This is a genomic window from Mycolicibacterium diernhoferi, assembly GCF_019456655.1.
GTDB classification, from domain to species: Bacteria; Actinomycetota; Actinomycetes; order Mycobacteriales; family Mycobacteriaceae; genus Mycobacterium; species Mycobacterium diernhoferi.
The window spans coordinates 3,702,532-3,719,955 of the sequence record NZ_CP080332.1 but is presented as its reverse complement, the minus strand read 5'-3'; the positions used below and the strand labels follow the sequence as shown (position 1 = coordinate 3,719,955).

At 69.7% G+C, this 17,424-nt stretch carries 16 protein-coding genes and 1 pseudogene; 12 read left to right on the top strand and 5 right to left on the bottom strand.

The annotated features are described in order from the left end of the window. The first annotated feature begins 228 nt into the window (after positions 1-228). From ftsW to K0O62_RS28710, 11 genes and pseudogenes are all read left to right on the top strand, one after another. Entirely contained in the window at positions 229-1,929 is a 1,701-nt protein-coding gene (gene ftsW, locus K0O62_RS17670; RefSeq protein WP_073854164.1) for a putative lipid II flippase FtsW, read from the top strand. Continuing rightward, positions 1,926-3,059, top strand: coding sequence for an undecaprenyldiphospho-muramoylpentapeptide beta-N-acetylglucosaminyltransferase (murG, locus tag K0O62_RS17665; protein WP_073854166.1), 1,134 nt, complete (start codon positions 1,926-1,928; stop codon positions 3,057-3,059). Before ftsW ends, murG begins: the two co-directional genes overlap by 4 nt. Next, entirely contained in the window at positions 3,056-4,492 is a 1,437-nt protein-coding gene (gene murC / locus K0O62_RS17660) for a UDP-N-acetylmuramate--L-alanine ligase (protein WP_073854168.1), read from the top strand. The genes murG and murC overlap by 4 nt, the downstream gene beginning before the upstream one ends. After that, positions 4,493-5,473 (top strand): cell division protein FtsQ/DivIB, encoded by a 981-nt coding sequence (locus K0O62_RS17655; protein WP_073854170.1) that lies wholly within the window; start codon positions 4,493-4,495, stop codon positions 5,471-5,473. It abuts the gene before it with no gap. A gap of 189 nt (positions 5,474-5,662) precedes the next feature. Further along, entirely contained in the window at positions 5,663-6,820 is a 1,158-nt protein-coding gene (ftsZ, locus tag K0O62_RS17650) for a cell division protein FtsZ (protein WP_073854172.1), read from the top strand. A 5-nt stretch (positions 6,821-6,825) separates the two neighbouring features. Next, complete coding sequence (gene pgeF, locus K0O62_RS17645) at positions 6,826-7,533, top strand: peptidoglycan editing factor PgeF (protein WP_073854174.1); 708 nt, start codon at positions 6,826-6,828, stop codon at positions 7,531-7,533. Then, positions 7,530-8,276: a YggS family pyridoxal phosphate-dependent enzyme gene (locus K0O62_RS17640; protein WP_073854176.1), complete on the top strand. Its 747-nt coding sequence runs from the start codon at positions 7,530-7,532 to the stop codon at positions 8,274-8,276. The genes pgeF and K0O62_RS17640 overlap by 4 nt, the downstream gene beginning before the upstream one ends. A 64-nt stretch (positions 8,277-8,340) precedes the next feature. After that, positions 8,341-8,997, top strand: coding sequence for a cell division protein SepF (locus K0O62_RS17635; protein WP_073854178.1), 657 nt, complete (start codon positions 8,341-8,343; stop codon positions 8,995-8,997). A gap of 134 nt (positions 8,998-9,131) precedes the next feature. Beyond that, positions 9,132-9,434: a YggT family protein gene (locus K0O62_RS17630; RefSeq protein ID WP_073854180.1), complete on the top strand. Its 303-nt coding sequence runs from the start codon at positions 9,132-9,134 to the stop codon at positions 9,432-9,434. 210 nt (positions 9,435-9,644) lie between these two features. Further along, a complete protein-coding gene (gene wag31, locus K0O62_RS17625; protein ID WP_073854182.1) occupies positions 9,645-10,466 on the top strand; it encodes a DivIVA-like cell division protein Wag31 in 822 nt (273 codons plus the stop codon). 28 nt (positions 10,467-10,494) lie between these two features. Continuing rightward, positions 10,495-10,842, top strand: a pseudogene (locus K0O62_RS28710) (hypothetical protein); the annotation flags it as partial. Positions 10,843-10,976: 134 nt separating this feature from the next. On the opposite strand, the gene K0O62_RS17615 reads toward K0O62_RS28710, so the two are convergent. Continuing rightward, on the bottom strand, positions 10,977-11,663 hold the full coding sequence (locus K0O62_RS17615) for a phosphoribosyltransferase (RefSeq protein ID WP_073854186.1): 687 nt from the start codon (positions 11,661-11,663) through the stop codon (positions 10,977-10,979). 78 nt (positions 11,664-11,741) lie between these two features. On the opposite strand from K0O62_RS17615, the gene K0O62_RS17610 reads away from it, so the two are divergent. Continuing rightward, positions 11,742-13,094 carry a TIGR01777 family oxidoreductase gene (locus K0O62_RS17610; RefSeq protein ID WP_073854188.1) on the top strand — a complete coding sequence of 451 codons (1,353 nt, stop codon included), beginning with the start codon at positions 11,742-11,744 and terminating at the stop codon, positions 13,092-13,094. Here the strand turns inward: K0O62_RS17610 and K0O62_RS17605 are convergent. Genes K0O62_RS17605 through K0O62_RS17590 form a run of 4 tightly spaced genes read right to left on the bottom strand, consistent with a single transcriptional unit; the run spans position 13,061 to position 17,410 of the window. Further along, positions 13,061-13,789: a type 1 glutamine amidotransferase gene (locus K0O62_RS17605; protein ID WP_097934093.1), complete on the bottom strand. Its 729-nt coding sequence runs from the start codon at positions 13,787-13,789 to the stop codon at positions 13,061-13,063. The two genes, K0O62_RS17610 and K0O62_RS17605, sit on opposite strands and share 34 nt — an antisense overlap. A 9-nt stretch (positions 13,790-13,798) precedes the next feature. Then, positions 13,799-15,034 carry a serine hydrolase domain-containing protein gene (locus K0O62_RS17600; protein ID WP_073854429.1) on the bottom strand — a complete coding sequence of 412 codons (1,236 nt, stop codon included), beginning with the start codon at positions 15,032-15,034 and terminating at the stop codon, positions 13,799-13,801. A 56-nt stretch (positions 15,035-15,090) separates the two neighbouring features. After that, a complete protein-coding gene (locus K0O62_RS17595) occupies positions 15,091-15,759 on the bottom strand; it encodes a response regulator (protein WP_073854190.1) in 669 nt (222 codons plus the stop codon). Next, on the bottom strand, positions 15,752-17,410 hold the full coding sequence (locus K0O62_RS17590) for a sensor histidine kinase (protein ID WP_073854431.1): 1,659 nt from the start codon (positions 17,408-17,410) through the stop codon (positions 15,752-15,754). The genes K0O62_RS17595 and K0O62_RS17590 overlap by 8 nt, the downstream gene beginning before the upstream one ends. Between the last annotated feature and the right edge of the window lie 14 nt (positions 17,411-17,424).

Sequence of the window (17,424 nt, the reverse complement as noted above, 5' to 3'; positions counted from 1 at the left end):
CTCAGGTGTCGTCGGCGCGTAAGGCACCTCACCCCTTCGCCGAGACGCGCAGATCTGCTGTTTTCGAGACTTCGGCGCGACCATTGCGCGTGACTCGGGTTAGCTGGCCGCTTCGGTCGGGCGACACGCCCCCGATATCCGCGCCGCACGCCGTGGGACGGGGGAGGATTCTGGGGTGCAGGGGACTAGTGGGGCGGGCGTTACGTCTGTGACTTCTGTGAGTAGCGCGTGAAGAATCCACTGACCGGCCTGCGGTCGCGATTGCGCCGTCCCGGCACATCCACCGGCACATCCTCCGGGACCGCCGCGGTGAAACCCGCCACCGCAACGGCTGGGGGTACGACCACCAAGACCGACCAGCCGCGGACCCGCTTCGGTGTCTGGCTGAGCCGGCCGATGACGTCCTTTCACCTGATCATCGCGGTGGCCGCGATCCTGGTCACCCTCGGCCTGATCATGGTGTTGTCCGCCTCGGGGGTGTACTCGTATGACACCGGCGGTTCACCGTGGACGGTCTTCGCCAAGCAGGTGACGTGGACCGCCGTCGGCCTGGTGTTGTTCTACCTCGCGCTGCGGATGCCGATCTCGCTGATGCGCCGGTTGGCGTTCCCCGCCTTTGCGATCAGCATCGTGCTGCTGGTGCTGGTCCTCATCCCGGGCATCGGCACGATCGCCAACGGTTCCCGGGGTTGGTTCGTCTTCGCCGGCCAATCCATGCAGCCCTCCGAGCTGGCCAAGATCACGTTGGCCATCTGGGGTGCGCATCTGCTGGCCGCCCGAAGGATGGAACAGGCCAGCCTGCGCGAGATGCTGGTTCCGCTGGTGCCCGCCGCCGGCCTGGCCCTGACCCTCATCGTGCTGCAGCCCGACCTCGGACAGACGTTGTCGCTGAGCATCATCGTGCTCGGCCTGCTCTGGTACGCGGGCCTTCCGCTGCGGGTGTTCGTCAGCTCGGTGGGCGCGGTGATACTCGCGGGCGGGGTGCTGGCGTTGTCCGCCGGCTACCGCTCCGCGCGCGTGCAGTCCTGGCTCAACCCGATGGCCGACGCCCAGGGCTCGGGCTACCAGGCCCGGCAGGCGCGCTACGCGCTGGCCAACGGCGGCATCTTCGGTAACGGCCTCGGCCAGGGCAGCGCCAAGTACAACTATCTGCCCAATGCGCACAACGACTTCATCTTCGCCATCATCGGCGAGGAACTCGGCTACATCGGCGCGGCCGGACTGCTGTGCCTGTTCGGGCTGTTCGCCTACACCGGCATGCGCATCGCGCGCCGCTCGGCCGATCCGTTCCTGCGTCTGCTCACCGCCACGGTCACGCTGTGGGTGATCGGGCAGGCCTTCATCAACGTCGGCTACGTGGTGGGCCTGCTGCCGGTGACCGGTCTGCAGCTGCCGCTCATCTCCGCCGGTGGCACCTCGACGGCGACCACCCTGTTGATCCTCGGCGTGATCACCAACGCCGCCCGGCACGAACCGGAGGCGGTGGCCGCGCTGCGCGCCGGCCGCGACGACCGCGTCAACCGGCTGTTGCGGCTCCCGCTGCCGGCGCCCTATGTGCCCACCCGCCTGGAGGTCGCGCGCGACCGGCTGCGCACCAGGGACGGCAACTCCGCCGGTAAGCCCAAGAAGGCCGTCAAGAAGGCCCCCGCCAAATCACCGGCCAAGGCGTCGGGCAAACCCCGCGGCGCCGGCAGCCCCAAGCAGCCCCGCAAGGCGGCGCGCACTGCCAAGACCGCGGGTTCGCGCCGAAGTGGCCATCCGGGCGAAGGGGCGACACGGCGCGCAGGGCATCATGGAGATGGTCGAGACTCCGGCCGGCCGGTGAAAGCCGCGCGCCGGGGTCAATCCGAAACGCCACGGCAGGGCCGTGGTCAGCAGGCGCGTTCACAGGGACGAGCCCGTTCATTGGAAGGTCAGCGTTACGGGTGAGCACGATATCGGTCGTTCTGGCGGGGGGCGGCACGGCGGGACACGTCGAACCCGCGATGGCCGTGGCCGATGCACTGACCGAGTTGGAACCGCAGGTGCGGATCACCGCGCTGGGCACCCAGCGCGGTCTGGAGACCCGGCTGGTCCCTGAACGCGGCTACGACCTGCAGCTCATCACCCCGGTACCGCTGCCCCGCAAACCGTCCAAGGATCTGCTGCGGCTGCCGCTGCGGGTGCGCAGCGCGGTGCGGGAGACCCGCGCGGTGTTCGACGACGTCCACGTCGACGTGGTCATCGGCTTCGGTGGCTACGTGTCGGTGCCCGCTTATCTGGCCGCCCGGCGTGGGCCGCGCCGACCCGCGGTACCGGTGGTGATCCACGAGGCCAACGCCAGCGCCGGCTGGGCCAACAAGCTCGGCGCGCGCTCCGCGAAGCGCGTGCTCTCGGCGGTGCCCGATCCGGGCCTCGGCCGGGTCGAGGTGGTCGGCGTGCCGGTACGGGCCAGCATCACCGCCCTGGACCGGGCCGCGCTGCGCGCGCAGGCCCGCGCCGCCTTCGGGTTCGCCGACGACGCCCGGGTGCTGCTGGTGTTCGGCGGATCCCAGGGCGCCCAGTCGATCAACCGGGCCGTCTCCGGTGCGGCCGAAGCGCTTGCCGCCAAGGGTATTTCGGTGCTGCACGCACACGGGCCGAAGAACACCCTGGAACTTCCCGACCTGTCCGGGGCGCCCGGGGTCCGCTATGTGGCGGTGCCCTACCTGGACCGGATGGATCTTGCCTATTCCGCCGCCGACCTGGCCATCTGCCGGTCCGGTGCGATGACGGTCGCCGAGGTCAGCGCGATCGGCCTGCCCGCGGTGTACGTGCCGCTGCCGATCGGCAATGGTGAACAACGACTCAATGCACTCCCGGTGGTCGACGCGGGCGGCGGTCTGCTGATCGACGATGCCGACCTGTCACCGCAACTGGTGGCCGACACCGTGGTGCCGGTGCTCGCCGACCCCGACCGGCTGCAAAAGATGACCACCGCCGCCGCGCTGGCCGGGCACCGTGACGCGGCCCGCCGAGTGGCCGAAGTGGCGCTCGAGGTGGCGCGTCAGGGTCGCAGCGACCGGAAGACCGTGCGATGAAGGGCCTGCCCCCGGCACTGCAGCGCGTGCACATGGTCGGTATCGGCGGTGCCGGCATGTCCGGGATCGCCCGCATCCTGCTGGACCGCGGGGGACAGGTCTCCGGTTCGGATGCCAAGGAATCCCGGGGCATCGCCGCGCTGCGCGCCCGCGGCGCGGAGATCCGGATCGGCCATGACGCCTCGGCGCTGGACATGCTCGAGGGCGGGCCCACGGCGGTGGTCACCACCCACGCGGCCATCCCGAAGACCAACCCCGAACTCGTCGAGGCGCGCCGCCGCGGCATCCCGGTGATCCTGCGGCCGGTGGTGCTGGCCGAGCTGATGGCCGGGGACAAGACGCTGATGGTCACCGGCACCGCCGGGAAGACGACCACCACCTCGATGCTCATCGTCGCGTTGCAGCACTGCGGTTTCGACCCGTCCTTCGCGGTCGGCGGAGAGCTCGGCGCGGCCGGCACCAACGCCCATCACGGCAGCGGCCCCTACTTCGTCGCCGAGGCCGACGAGAGCGACGGATCGCTGGTGCAGTACCGGCCCGACATCGCCGTGGTGACCAACGTCGAGGCCGACCATCTCGACTTCTTCGGCAGCGAGCAGGCCTACATCGACGTGTTCGACGCGTTCATGGAGCGGTTGCGGCCCGGCGGCGCCCTGGTGGTCTGTGTGGACGACCCGGGGGCGGCCGCACTCGCCGAACGCACTGCCGCCCTGGGGATCCGGGTGCTGCGCTACGGGACCGGCGGCACGGGATCCGGTGAGCTGGCCGGCGCCCTGCTGAGCTGGGAACAGCACGGCACCAGCGCGGTGGCCGAAGTGCAGTTGGCGGGGGAGAGCACGCCGCGGACCATGCGGCTGTTGGTGCCCGGCCGGCATATGGCGCTCAATGCGCTGGCCGCGCTGCTCGCGGCGACCGAGGCCGGCGCGGATCCCGAGGTGGTGCTCGAGGGGCTGGCCGATTTCGAGGGTGTACGCCGCCGGTTCGAGCTGGTGGGGGTGTCGGCGGGGGTCAAGGTCTTCGACGACTACGCCCATCACCCGACCAAGGTGTCGGCCGCACTGTCGGCGCTGCGCACGCTGGCCGACGAATCCGCGGGCCGCGCCATCGTCGTCTTCCAGCCGCACCTGTATTCGCGCACACAGACTTTCGCCCGCGAGTTCGGTGCCGCGCTGAGTGCCGCGGACGAGGTGTTCGTGCTGGACGTCTATGCGGCCCGCGAACAGCCGATCGCCGGAATCAGCGGACGCAGCATCGCCGACCACGTCACCGTGCCGGTGCACTACGTCCCGGACTTCTCCGCCGTCGCCGCCCGCGTCGCCGCGGTGGCCGCACCGTCGGACGTGGTCGTCACGATGGGCGCCGGTGACGTCACCCTGCTGTCCCGCGAGATCCTCAGCGCCCTGGATGCACGGGCTGACCGGACGGCGCGATAGATGACCGACCCGGTCGACGGGCGGGAGGAGCCCGAAACGTCCTCGACCCCGGCCGAAGCGGCCCCCGACGCTGCGGCCCGCGAGGCTGCCAAGGCTGCTGCTCCCGAGGCGGCGGCCGCCGATGAAGTCCCCGCAGCCGCCCCCGACGGCGCGGACGCCGAGGATTTCGAGGGCCCGCGCCGCCGGGCCCGCCGGGAACGTGAGGAACGCCGGGCCGCGCAGGCCCGTGCCATGGCCATCGAACAGAGCCGTCGGGAGGCCAAGCGCCGCGCTCTGGGGCAGGCCGAGCAGCAGCCGAAACCGTCGCACCGCGGGGTGATCCGCGGGCTCAAGGTGCTGATGTGGTCGGCGCTGATCGCGGTACTGGCGGTGGGTGCGGGCCTGCTGCTCTACTTCACACCGATCATGTCGGTGCGGACGACGGTGATCACCGGCCTGGTCGCCATCACCGAGGACGAGGTCCGGGAGGCGGCCGGGGTCACACCCGGGACGCCGCTGCTGCAGGTCGACACCGACACCGTGGCCGAGGGGGTGGCCTCCATCCGGCGGGTCGCGAGTGCCCGGGTGCAGCGCGAGTACCCCTCCACGCTGCGTATCACCGTGCAGGAGCGGATCCCCATGGTGGTCAAGGACTATCCGGACGGGCCGCACCTGTTCGACCGCGACGGCGTCGACTTCGTGACCGCCCCGCCGCCGCCCGGCCTTCCTTATATAGACACCGAGACCCCGGGGCCCAACGATCCGGCGACCAAGGCCGCGCTCGAGGTCCTCATCTCGCTGCCGCCGGAGGTGTCGGGTCAGGTGAGCCGGGTGGAGGCGCCGTCGGTCGCGGCCATCACCCTGATCATGTTCGACGGCCGGAAAGTGGTGTGGGGCACCACCGACCGCACCCAGGAGAAGGCGCTCAAGCTCGCTGCGCTGCTCACCCAGCCCGGGCAGGTCTACGACGTGTCCAGCCCGGATCTGCCGACCGTCAAGTAGCTCGTGCCCGGAACGGGTGCCGGAAAAGAGAAATTGTCACGGCGTTTCGGCGCGCCTGCGGTGATCCTGCGCCGGGTCGCCCTACCGTTCTGTTTGCACGGAACTACTTGACATAACTCTAAGCCTATGGTTGAGGTTGAGGGTTTCGCTCACAGACATCGACATTCAGGGCAGGAAAGGGCGACCGCGATGACCCCCCCGCATAACTACCTCGCCGTTATCAAGGTGGTCGGCATCGGCGGCGGCGGCGTGAACGCCGTCAACCGGATGATCGAGCACGGACTCAAGGGCGTGGAGTTCATCGCCATCAACACCGACGCGCAGGCGTTGTTGATGAGCGATGCCGACGTCAAGCTCGACGTCGGCCGCGACTCCACCCGTGGCCTGGGCGCCGGCGCCGACCCGGAGGTCGGCCGCAAGGCCGCCGAGGACGCCAAGGATGACATCGAGGAGCTGCTGCGCGGCGCGGACATGGTGTTCGTGACCGCCGGCGAGGGTGGCGGGACCGGCACCGGCGGCGCACCCGTCGTCGCCACCATCGCCCGCAAGCTCGGTGCGCTGACCGTCGGCGTGGTGACGCGGCCGTTCTCCTTCGAGGGCAAGCGCCGCTCCAACCAGGCCGAGAACGGCATCACCTCGCTGCGCGAGAGCTGTGACACCCTCATCGTCATCCCCAACGACCGGCTGCTGCAGATGGGTGACGCCGCCGTCTCGCTGATGGACGCGTTCCGCAGCGCCGACGAGGTGCTGCTCAACGGCGTGCAGGGCATCACCGACCTGATCACCACCCCCGGCCTGATCAACGTCGACTTCGCCGACGTGAAGGGCGTGATGAGCGGTGCGGGCACCGCGCTGATGGGTATCGGTTCGGCCCGTGGTGACGGCCGCGCCCTCAAGGCCGCCGAGATCGCCATCAACTCCCCGCTGCTGGAAGCCTCCATGGAGGGTGCCCAGGGCGTGCTGCTGTCGGTGGCCGGCGGCAGTGACCTCGGCCTGTTCGAGATCAACGAGGCCGCCTCGCTGGTCCAGGAGGCCGCGCACGCCGAGGCGAACATCATCTTCGGCACCGTGATCGACGATTCGCTCGGCGACGAGGTCCGGGTCACCGTGATCGCGGCCGGCTTCGACAGCGCCGGACCCAGCCGCAAACCGGTTGTCGGCGAAGGCGCTTCGGGCACGGGCGTGGCCCCGGGCGCGGCAGGCAAGGTGCGCTCCAGCGTGTTCGAGCCCGCCGACGCCATCTCGGTCCCGGCGCAGACCAACGGTGCGACGGTGAAGATCGGCGGTCCGGACGACGGTGGTATCTCCGACGACGACGTCGATGTGCCGCCGTTCATGCGCCACTGATTCCCGTGTCCGTCCGGGTTCGGCGCGTGACGACCACCCGTGCGGGCGGTGTATCCGCGCGTCCGTTCGACACGTTCAATCTCGGTGACCACGTCGGTGACGATCCGGCCGCGGTCGCAGCCAACCGGAAGCGACTGGCGGCCTCACTCGGTCTGGCCGAGGACGCCGTGGTGTGGATGAACCAGGTGCATTCGGCCAACGTCGCCGTGGTGGACGGACCCCGCACCACCGCGGTCGATCAGACGGATGCACTGGTCAGCGGCAGTCGGCGGCTGGCCCTGGCGGTGGTGTCCGCCGACTGTGTTCCGGTGCTGCTGGCGGATGCGCGCGCCGGCGTCATCGGCGCCGCGCACGCGGGACGGGTCGGCGCCCAACTCGGCATCGTGCCGCGCACCGTCGAGAAGATGGTGGACATGGGCGCGTCGGTCGCCGGCATCTCGGTACTCCTGGGTCCCGCGGTGAGCGGACGCAACTATGAGGTGCCCGCCGAGATGGCCGCCGAGGTGGAGGCCGCGCTGCCGGGCAGCCGGTGCCGTACCGCCAAGGGGACACCCGGTCTGGACATCCGCGCCGGACTGGCGCGACAGCTCGCGGATCTGGGGGTGAAGGCCGTGGACATCGATCCGCGCTGCACCGTCGAGGACACCCGGCTGTTCAGTCATCGACGTGATGCGCCGACGGGCCGGCTGGCGTCATTGGTGTGGCTGGAATGACCGGCGAGACCCATCGGGACGTCGAACTGGCCGGCGCGCTGGCGGCGGTGCGGACCCGGCTGGCGCTTGCCGCCGAGGCCGCGGGCCGCCCGGTCCGTGACATCGAGCTGCTCCCGATCACGAAGTTCTTCCCGGCGTCCGACGTCGTCATCCTGCACCGGCTGGGCTGCTCGGAATTCGGTGAGTCACGTGAGCAGGAAGCCGCCAAGAAGGTCGCTGACGTCGCGGAGGTGTTCCCGGCCGACCCCATCCGCTGGCACATGGTCGGCCATATCCAGCGCAACAAGGCGCGTGCCATCGCGCGCTGGGCCTACGCCGCGCATTCGGTGGACAGCGCCCGGTTGATCGCCGCGCTCGGCGGCGGCGCCGAACAGGAACTGAGCGCCGGGCGGCGCACCGAGCCGCTACGGGTCTACCTGCAGATCAGCCTGGACGGGGACCCGGCCCGCGGCGGGATCGACATCGCCAAGCCCGATCTGATCGACGAGCTCTGTGCCGCAACGCATGCCATCGATGCGCTGGAGTTCACGGGTCTGATGGGCATCCCGCCGCTGGGCTGGGACCCCGAGGACGCCTTCGCCCGGCTGCAGGCCGAGCGCGACCGGGTTCAGCAGTCCTATTCGCAGCGGCTCGGACTGTCGGCAGGCATGTCCGGGGACATGGAGATCGCTGTCAGATACGGATCCACCTGTGTGCGTGTCGGAACCGCGTTGATGGGGCAACGTCCTCTAACGTCACCCTGAGTAGTCACTCCAGTCACATCTTCATCACAAACAACACAGTCACAAGTCGTTAAAGGGGCAGGCGATGAGCACTCTGCACAAGGTCAAGGCCTACTTCGGTATGGCGCCGATGGACGATTACGACGACGAGTACTACGACGACGAACGTTCGGCGCGTGGCGGTTATCCGCGCCGCGCCGCCGAGGAGCGCTTCGAGGAAGACGGCTATGGCCGCCCGGAGCCGCGCGCCTTCGACGACCGCATGCCCGCCCGCGAGTACGACGATCTTCCCGGCGCCTACCGCGGCGGCTACGGCGACGCGCCCCGGTTCGAGGGCCGGCTGCGCGGACCCCGTCCCGAGTTCGACCGTCCGGCGCCGCGTTTCGCGGCGCCGACCCGTGGCGCGAGTGCGCTCGCGATGGAGCCCCGCCGGATGGCGGCGCTCTTCGAGGAGGGCAGCCCGTTGGCCAAGATCACCACGCTGCGCCCCAAGGACTACAGCGAGGCCCGCACCATCGGTGAGCGCTTCCGCGACGGCACCCCGGTGATCATGGACCTGGTGTCGATGGACAACGCCGACGCCAAGCGTCTGGTCGACTTCGCCGCCGGCCTGGCCTTCGCGCTGCGCGGCTCCTTCGACAAGGTCGCCACCAAGGTCTTCCTGCTCTCGCCCGCCGACATCGACGTCAGCGCCGAGGAGCGTCGCCGGATCGCCGAGGCCGGGTTCTACTCCTACCAGTAACGGGCCACCCGAGCCCCTTCGGCCTGCCAGGTAGGCTGAGGTCCAGGGTCGGCCCGTCCGACCCGTTTGCTCGAATGTTCCCCGTACCTGTCTGGTACCTGCCCGCTGAATCAGCAGTAGTGAGGTCGGCTCAGTTGTCGATGGTCTTCCAAATCCTGGGTTTTGTGCTGTTCGTCTTCTGGCTGCTGCTCATCGCCCGGGTGGTCGTCGAGTTCATCCGCTCGTTCAGTCGCGACTGGCAACCCAGGGGCGCGACGGTGGTGGTGCTGGAGCTGATCTTCACCGTCACCGACCCCCCGGTGAAGCTGTTGCGCCGGATCATCCCGCAGCTGACCATCGGTGCAGTGCGATTCGATCTGTCGATCATGGTGTTGTTGCTGCTCGCCTTCATCGGCATGCAGCTGGCCTTCGGGGCCGCCGCGAGCGCTCTCAGCTGACGGTTTTCCCGGTGAATCCGGTGCTCAGAGCCGGGTGAGACGCAGCCGTGAGGCGTTCGGCGCAGGTAACGAGAACATTGAAATTCATTCTTAATTACGAACCTCCTCTGCAACCGTAGAGTCTGCTGTGACAGGATGGACGCCAGTTACTTCCTACTGACGCTCTACACTTCGAAACCGGTTGACGGTCCAGACTCAAGGGGGCAGACAATGCCGCTCACTCCAGCCGACGTTCACAACGTCGCTTTCAGTAAGCCGCCGATCGGCAAGCGCGGCTACAACGAGGACGAGGTAGACGCCTTCCTCGACCTGGTCGAGAACGAGCTGACCAGGCTCATCGAGGAGAACGCCGACCTGCGTCAGCGCGTGTCCGAGCTCGATTCGGAGCTCGCCGGTGCGCGCTCCGGGGGAGGCGTCGCCGCGACGCAGACCATTCCCCCCTACCAGGCGCCGCAGCCCGAGCCCGAGCCCGAGCCGGCTCAGCCCGTGTACGAGGCCCCGCAGCCTGTCGCCGCGGCCGCACCGGTGTCCGAGGATTCGCATCTGCGGGCCGCCAAGGTGCTCAGCCTGGCCCAGGACACCGCGGACCGCCTGACCAGCACCGCGAAGGCCGAGTCCGACAAGCTGCTCGCCGACGCGCGCGCCCAGGCGGACGCCATGGTCGGCGAGGCCCGGCAGACCGCGGAGACCACGGTCGCCGAGGCACGCGCCAAGGCCGACGCGCTGCTGTCCGACGCCCAGACCCGCTCCGAGACGCAGCTGCGTCAGGCGCAGGAGAAGGCCGACGCACTGCAGGCCGACGCCGAGCGCAAGCACTCGGAGATCATGGGCACCATCAACCAGCAGCGCACCGTGCTGGAAGGTCGCCTGGAACAGCTGCGCACCTTCGAGCGCGAGTACCGCACCCGCCTCAAGACCTACCTGGAGTCTCAGCTCGAAGAGCTGGGCCAGCGCGGTTCCGCCGCGCCGGTCGACTCCTCGGCGGGCAACGAGGGCGGCGGTTTCAATCAGTTCAACCGCGGCAGCAACTGACGGCCCGTACCTCGGCTGAATACGATCCATGCTGATCATCGCGCTCGTCCTCGCCGTCATCGGTCTGACCGCACTGGTGGCCGCCGTCGTCACCAGCAACGAGTTGATTGCCTGGGTGTGCATCGGCGCCAGCGTCATCGGTGTGCTGTTGCTCATCGCCGATGCGCTGCGTTCCCGTCGTGACGGCGGCGACGCCGGCGCGGCCGCAACCGACGACGCAGAAGGCGACGAGGCCGGCGCGCATGATCAGCACGAGGTGCACGACTACCCGGACGAACCGGTGACGGAGTTGGACGAAACCGTGCCGGAGTCCGAGGCCGAGCCCGAATCAGGTGCCGGGCCGGTGGCCGAACCGGAAACCGAAGCGGAGCAAGCCGTCGATGTCGATGTGACCGATCCCGGTGCCGACGGCTCCGATACGGACGAGGACGCGGGTGGCGCGGTGGAGATCTCACCGGATCCCGAGGTGCCGTCCGAGGACGTCCCGGCCAAGGACACCCCGGCCAAGGACTAGCTGTCCGGCTCCGCGTGCCGGGGCTGATCGGCGAGCAGCGCGCAGACCTCCGCATCGGTGGTCTGGGTGAAGTCCTCGTACACCTGCCCGACCGCCTGGAAGTCCGCCGGTGTGCTGATGCAGACCAGCTCATCGGACTCTGCACCGATCCGGCGGCATGCCGCCGCGGCGCCCACCGGCACCGCGACCACCACCCGCGCCGCACCGGCTCGGCGCACCGCCCGTACCGCTGCCAGCATGCTGGCGCCGGTGGCGATCCCGTCGTCGACCAGAATCACGGTGCGCCCGCGGACCTCCGGAGCCGGGCGATCCCCGCGGTACGCCGCCTCGCGGCGCTGTAGTTCCGCAGATTCCCGCTCGATCGTCTGCCGCAGTTGTTCCTCGGTGACGTCCAGGTTGCGGACCACCTCGTCATTGCGGACCAGGGTGCCACCGGTGGTGAGCGCCCCCATCGCGAGCTCGGGCCAGCCCGGCACGCCGAGCTTGCGGACCAGGAACGCGTCCAGCGGGGCGTTCAGCGCGGCCGCCACCTCCCAGCCGATCGGGACGCCCCCGCGCGCCAGCCCCAGGACCGTCAACCCGGGTTCGCCTTCCAGATGCGACAACTCGCCGGCCAGCGCCCGGCCGGCGGCCCGGCGATTCTGGAAACTGATGGCATGGCCACCACGGTGGCGTCTGGGCATGGGAGTTCGGTCCGGTCTTTCGGCCAGTTTCTGCGATACGACCCGGGGGTACCCCGGCGCGGAGGGGAGCAATCACGCATGGGCATCGAATACACGGGCGTCATCGGCCATCCGCTCGACGAGGTCTTCGCCTGGCACACCAGGCCCGGTGCGATGCGCCGCCTGGTGCCGCCCTGGCAGCCGATGAAGGTGATCGCCGAGGCCGACAATCTGGCCGACGGCCGAGCGGTGCTCGGACTGCCCGGCGGGCTGCGCTGGGTGGCGGCGCACCAGCCGGGGGAATTCGATCCGCCACACCGGTTCGTCGACACCTTGTCCACGGACGGGCCCAGTTCCTGGCCGGCCCGGGTGATCGGCACCTGGACCCACACCCACGAGTTCACCGAAGCGGGCACCGGCACCCGGTTGTACGACCGCATCGACGCCGTCGTCCCGGCTGCGGCGCTGCGCCCCATGTTCGACTACCGGCACACCCAGCTGGCACAGGACCTGGCCGCGCATCGAGCGGCGGGCCTGTCACCGATGGTGGTCGCGGTGACCGGCGCCAGTGGCCTGGTCGGGGATGCGTTGACCGCGTTCCTGAGCACCGGCGGCCACCGCATCATCCGGCTGGTGCGCCGGCCGCCCGTGAATGCCGATGAGCGGCAATGGGATCCCCGGAATCCGGCGCCCGATCTGCTGGCCGGGGTGGACGCCGTCGTGCATCTTGCCGGTGCGTCGATCGCGGGGCGGTTCACCGACGCGCACCGGGCGGCCATCCGGGACAGCCGCATCGAGCCCACCCGGGCGCTGGCCGAGGTCGCCGCGCGCGGGGCAGGCGGTCCGAGCGTGTTCATCAGCGCCTCGGCGATCGGGTACTACGGCTACGAGCGGGGCGATTCGCTGCTCACCGAGGACGCCACCCGGGGTGAGGGATTCCTGGCCGATGTGGTCGCGGACTGGGAGGCCGCGACCGAACCCGCCGTGGCCGGCGGGCTGCGCGTGGTCAAGGTGCGGACCGGCGTCGTGCAATCGGCGCGCGGCGGCACCCTGCGGTTGTTGCGCCCGCTGTTCGCCGCCGGACTGGGCGGCCGATTGGGCAGTGGCGACCAGTGGCTGGCCTGGATCGGCCTGGATGATCTGCTCGACGTCTACCACCGCGGGCTCTACGACAGCCGGCTGACCGGCCCGGTGAACGCGGTGGCGCCGGAACCGGTGCGCAACACCGAGTACACCGCGGCGCTCGGCCGGGTGCTGCGCCGCCCGGCGAAGTTGCCGGTGCCGTCCTTCGGTCCCCGGCTGCTGCTGGGTTCCCAAGGCGCACAAGAACTTGCCGAAGCCGATCAGCGGGTGGTGCCGGCCAAGCTACAGGGACGTGGTCATACTTTCCGCCGCCCGCAGATCGAGGCCGCGCTGGCTCACGAACTGGGGCACGGCGGACGGGCTGTGTAGGCCAGGAATCCGTGTACCAGATGCCGGATGCGCCGCGCCGCGTCGTCGTGCAGTTGCGCGGTGGCCGAACGCAGTTCGTCATGGGTACGACCGATCATGGCGGCCTCCCCGGCCTCCAGGTCGTCCTCGAGCCAGAGTTCGAGCAGGGCGGGGTCGAGTTCGGGATGGAACTGCAGGGCCACCGCCCGGCCGAGCGCGAAAGCCTGTGCCGCACCCTGGGTACGGGCGACCTCGATGGCGCCCGCCGGGGCGGTCCACCGGTCGAAATGCCATTCGAACCAGGGCCCCGGCGGGATCAGCTCGGGCTGATCGGATTCAACCTCATACCAACCGATTTCGGGTGCATCGGAGCGCTGAACACTGCCGCCGAAGGCCTGGGCCAGTAGTTGGCCGCCGAAGCAGACACCGAGCGTCGGCACACCGGCGTCCGCGGCGGCGAGCATCATCCGGGTCTGCGCGCCGACCCAGGTGGAGCGCAGCGCGTCGTCGTACACCGACCAGCGTGCGCCCAGCGGAACGATGACGTCATAGTGCGTCGGGTCGGGAAAGTGTACGTCGAACGCCGGGTCACCGACGCGCGACGCCGGTACCACCTCGAAGGTGCTCACGTCATATCCCGCGTCGGTGAACGCCTCGCCGAGCATGGCTTCGGGGGCGATCGGATCGTTGTAGAGGAACAGGACTCTCGGCGCCACCGGACAAACCTACCCGGGCGAGCCCGGTGGTGTCGGGGGAGCGTCCTCGGGGGCCAGTTCGGCGCCGATCCTGCGGAACAACGTGTCGGCCTCGTTGGGGTAGTTGCCGGCGTCATCGAACGCCTCCGGCAGGTAGGTGACCGCGATGGCGACGGCAAGCTTCTTGGCGGGCAGGTACGCCGCGACGCCCGCCTGCCCGGCGAACAACGGATTCTGCAGCAGCCAGTAACCTGAGCGGACGATGCCGATCCCGTAGGTGTAGAACACGGTCTGCGGTGCGCAGGTGGGGCAGCCCGGCTGGGCCGATGTCTTTCCGCGCAGGTCCGGCGCGATCATCTTCTGGTAGGACTCGCTGGACAGCAGCGCGCCGGAACCGATCGCGGCGGCAGTGGCCGCCATATCGTGGATGTTCGTCGTCTGAATGGCGCCGTTGGTGATCGTCCAGGACGGGTTCCAGTAGGTGGACTCCTCGTAAAACTCTGTCCCGCTGGGGATGCCGAGGGATTCCCGGCGCTCCGAGGTGAATGCGTGCAACGTGGGCGTCGGGATCTCGGCGGTATAGGAGTTGGCGGTGTTGGTCAGCCCCAGCGGTCCGAGCACCTCGTCGGTGAGCAGGTCGGGCATATCGCGTCCGGTGGCCTTCTCCAGCGCCAACCCGAGCAGCACGTAATTGGTGTGGGCATAGTTCCAGTTGGTGCCCGGCGGGTAGTACAACGGCTTGGATGTTGCGAAGCTCAGCAGCTCTTCGGGTTCCCATTGCCGGAAAGGATTGGCGTAGTAGGCCTTCTGGAACTCCTCGTTTCCGATCACGAAGTCGGCGTACCCGGAGGTCATCTGGGCGAGCTGGCCGAGCGTCACCTGATCGGCGTGCGGGGTGTCGGGCAGCCAGGTCGACAGCTTGTCGTCGAGGTGGACTGTGTTCTGCTCGACCAGTTTCAGCAGCAGGGTGGCGACATAGGAGATCGCGACCGCACCGTTGCGGAAGTGCATGGCGGGGGTGGCCGGCACACCCGTCATGGACTCGCCGAACGCCCGGGTCAGCACCTCCCGGCCGTCCTCGGTGACCCGGATGATGACGGCCTTGAGGTGGCCGCGTTCCATCGCGTCCTCGACGATCCGCGACACCGTGTCGGCCGCGGCGGAATCCGGGCGCGCCGGGTTCTGCGGTTCGTCGGCGGCCGAGCATCCCGCCAGCAGGGAGAGGGTCGTCAGCATGGCGAGGGCGTACCGGGTAGCGGTCGTCATCCGCGGATCTTGGCACACCGTCGCGAGTGGCATCCCGTTATCCGGGATGCGGGCGGTCACCCGGCCGGGCGGTAACGGCGCTCCGGGCGGCCCGCGCCGTACTGCAGACGCAGTTCCAGCAGGCCGGCGGCGAGATAGTGCTCCAGGTAGCGGCGGGCGCTGACCCGGGAGATCCCGACCAGGTCTGCGCATTCGGCCGCGGAGACCTCCTGGGCCCGGCCGACCGCCTCCAGGACCAGCCGTCCGGTCTCCGCGCCGAGCCCCTTGGGCAGTGCCTCCGCCGTGGGGGCCGCGGCCGGGCCGCCGAACAGGGCGTCGATCATCGACTGGTCGGCGCCGCCGTCGGCGGCCAACGCATCCGCCCGGGCGGCGAAGGCGGCCAGCTTGGCCTGCAACTGGGCGAACTCGAAGGGCTTGATCAGGTAATCGGCCGCGCCGCCATCCAGTGCCCCGCGGACGGTGTCCAGCTCGCGGGCCGCGGTGATCATGATGACGCCGACATGATCTCCCTCGGCCCGAAGCCGGTGCAGCACATCCAGGCCCGTCATATCGGGCAGGTACACATCCAGCAGGATCAGGTCCGGCTGGTGCTCCTGTGCGGCGGAGAGCGCCTCGGCGCCGGTGCGCGCCACCGCGACCGGATCAAAGCCCTCGATGCGTTCGACGAACCGCCGGTGGATCTCGGCCACCATGAAATCGTCGTCGACGATCAGCACCTCACGCACGGGGCGCCCCCAGTGCCCCCGTGGCCAAAGCTGATGCCGGTAGCCGCACCACGAACGACGCGCCGCCGCCGGGGGCGTCACCGATCTGCGCGTGCCCGCCGTGCTGGGCGGTCACCAGCCGTACGAGCGCCAGCCCGATCCCTCGCTTCTCCGCGGGCCCGCCGGCGCCGTCGGGTTTGGAGGTCACCCCGCGGGCGAACACCGATTCCCGAAGCGCCAGCGGCACACCGGGACCCGAATCGGTCACCGCGATCAGCAGACCGTCGGTGTCCTCGATCCGGACGGTCACCCGAGCGGACGCCGAACCCACCGAGGCGTCCACGGCATTGTCGATCAGATTGCCCAGCACGGTGATCACATCGGTGGCCAGGGCGGGTGGCAGGGCGCGCAGCCGACTGTCCTCGTCGAGGGTCAACGTCACCCCGCTCTCCCCGGCCAGCGAGGTCTTCGCGATCAGTAGTGCGGCCACCGCGGGGTCGGAAACCCGTTGCGTGACAGCGTCGTTGATTTCTGCCCGGCGCCGGGTCAGGGTGCCGACCAGCTCGTGCACCGCATCGAACTCTCCGAGCTGGACCAGCCCGGAGATGGTGTGCAACTGATTGGCGAATTCGTGGGTCTGCGCCCGCAGGGTGTCGGTGACGCTGCGGTGCGAGGACAACTGGGCCTGCAGGGCCGCCAACTCGGTGCTGTCGCGCATCGTGGTCACGGTACCGATGCGCCGCCCCTGGCTGTTGGCCGCGCGCCGATTCAGTGCCAGCACCCGGCTGCGGGTGGCGATCACCACATCGTTCTCGTCGGCACCGTTTCCGTTCGGGTTGTTCGCCTGGGACAGCAGGAAGTCCACGACGGCCTGTTCCAGCCCGACCTCGTCGGCGCGCCGGCCCACGGCGTCGGCGCCGATCCCGAGCAGATCCTGGGCGCTGTCGTTGAGCACCGTGATCACCCCATCCGGGTTCACCGCCACCACTCCCTCACGGATGCTGTGCAGCAACGCTTCCCGATGATCGGCCAGGCCGGCGATCTCGGCGACCTCCAGCCCGCGGGTGTGCCGTTTGATGCGCCGCGACAACAGCCAGGACGCCGCCATCCCCAGCAGCGCACCCAGGCCCAGGTACACCACCAGGCGTTCCCCGGCGCCGGCAAGGGACTGCCACAGCGAGGGATAGCCCTCGCTGACCGAGGCGACCGCCAGCACGTCACCGTCGCTGGACAGGATCGGCACCTGCCCGATCAGACTGTGCATGCCGTCCACCTCGGCGTCCCCGAACCAGGCCCGGCCCTCGTCGGCGCGGCTGGGACCCAGGTCGGTCTGCGCCCCGATGCGGGCCGGGTCGGACGAGGCCCGCACGGTGCCGTCCGGGCCGAGGATCTCGGCCAGGCTGGCGCCGGACAGCGCCACCGCCCGGTCGACCTCGGGCGCGAGGAACTCGTCCGCGAACGGATCGGAGTACCGGTCCCGCACGATCGGCGTCGAGGCCATGTTCTCGGCCACCGCGATCATCCGCAGGCCGCGGACCTCGCGGAACTCGCTGGTCGACTGCGCCACCGAGACGGCCGCCACCGCGATCAGCACGATGGCGACCACCACCAGCTGAAACGCCAGGAACTGCCCGGCGAGGCTGCGGCTCCAGCTCGTGTTCTTAATGACCACAACTTCCTTTGCGT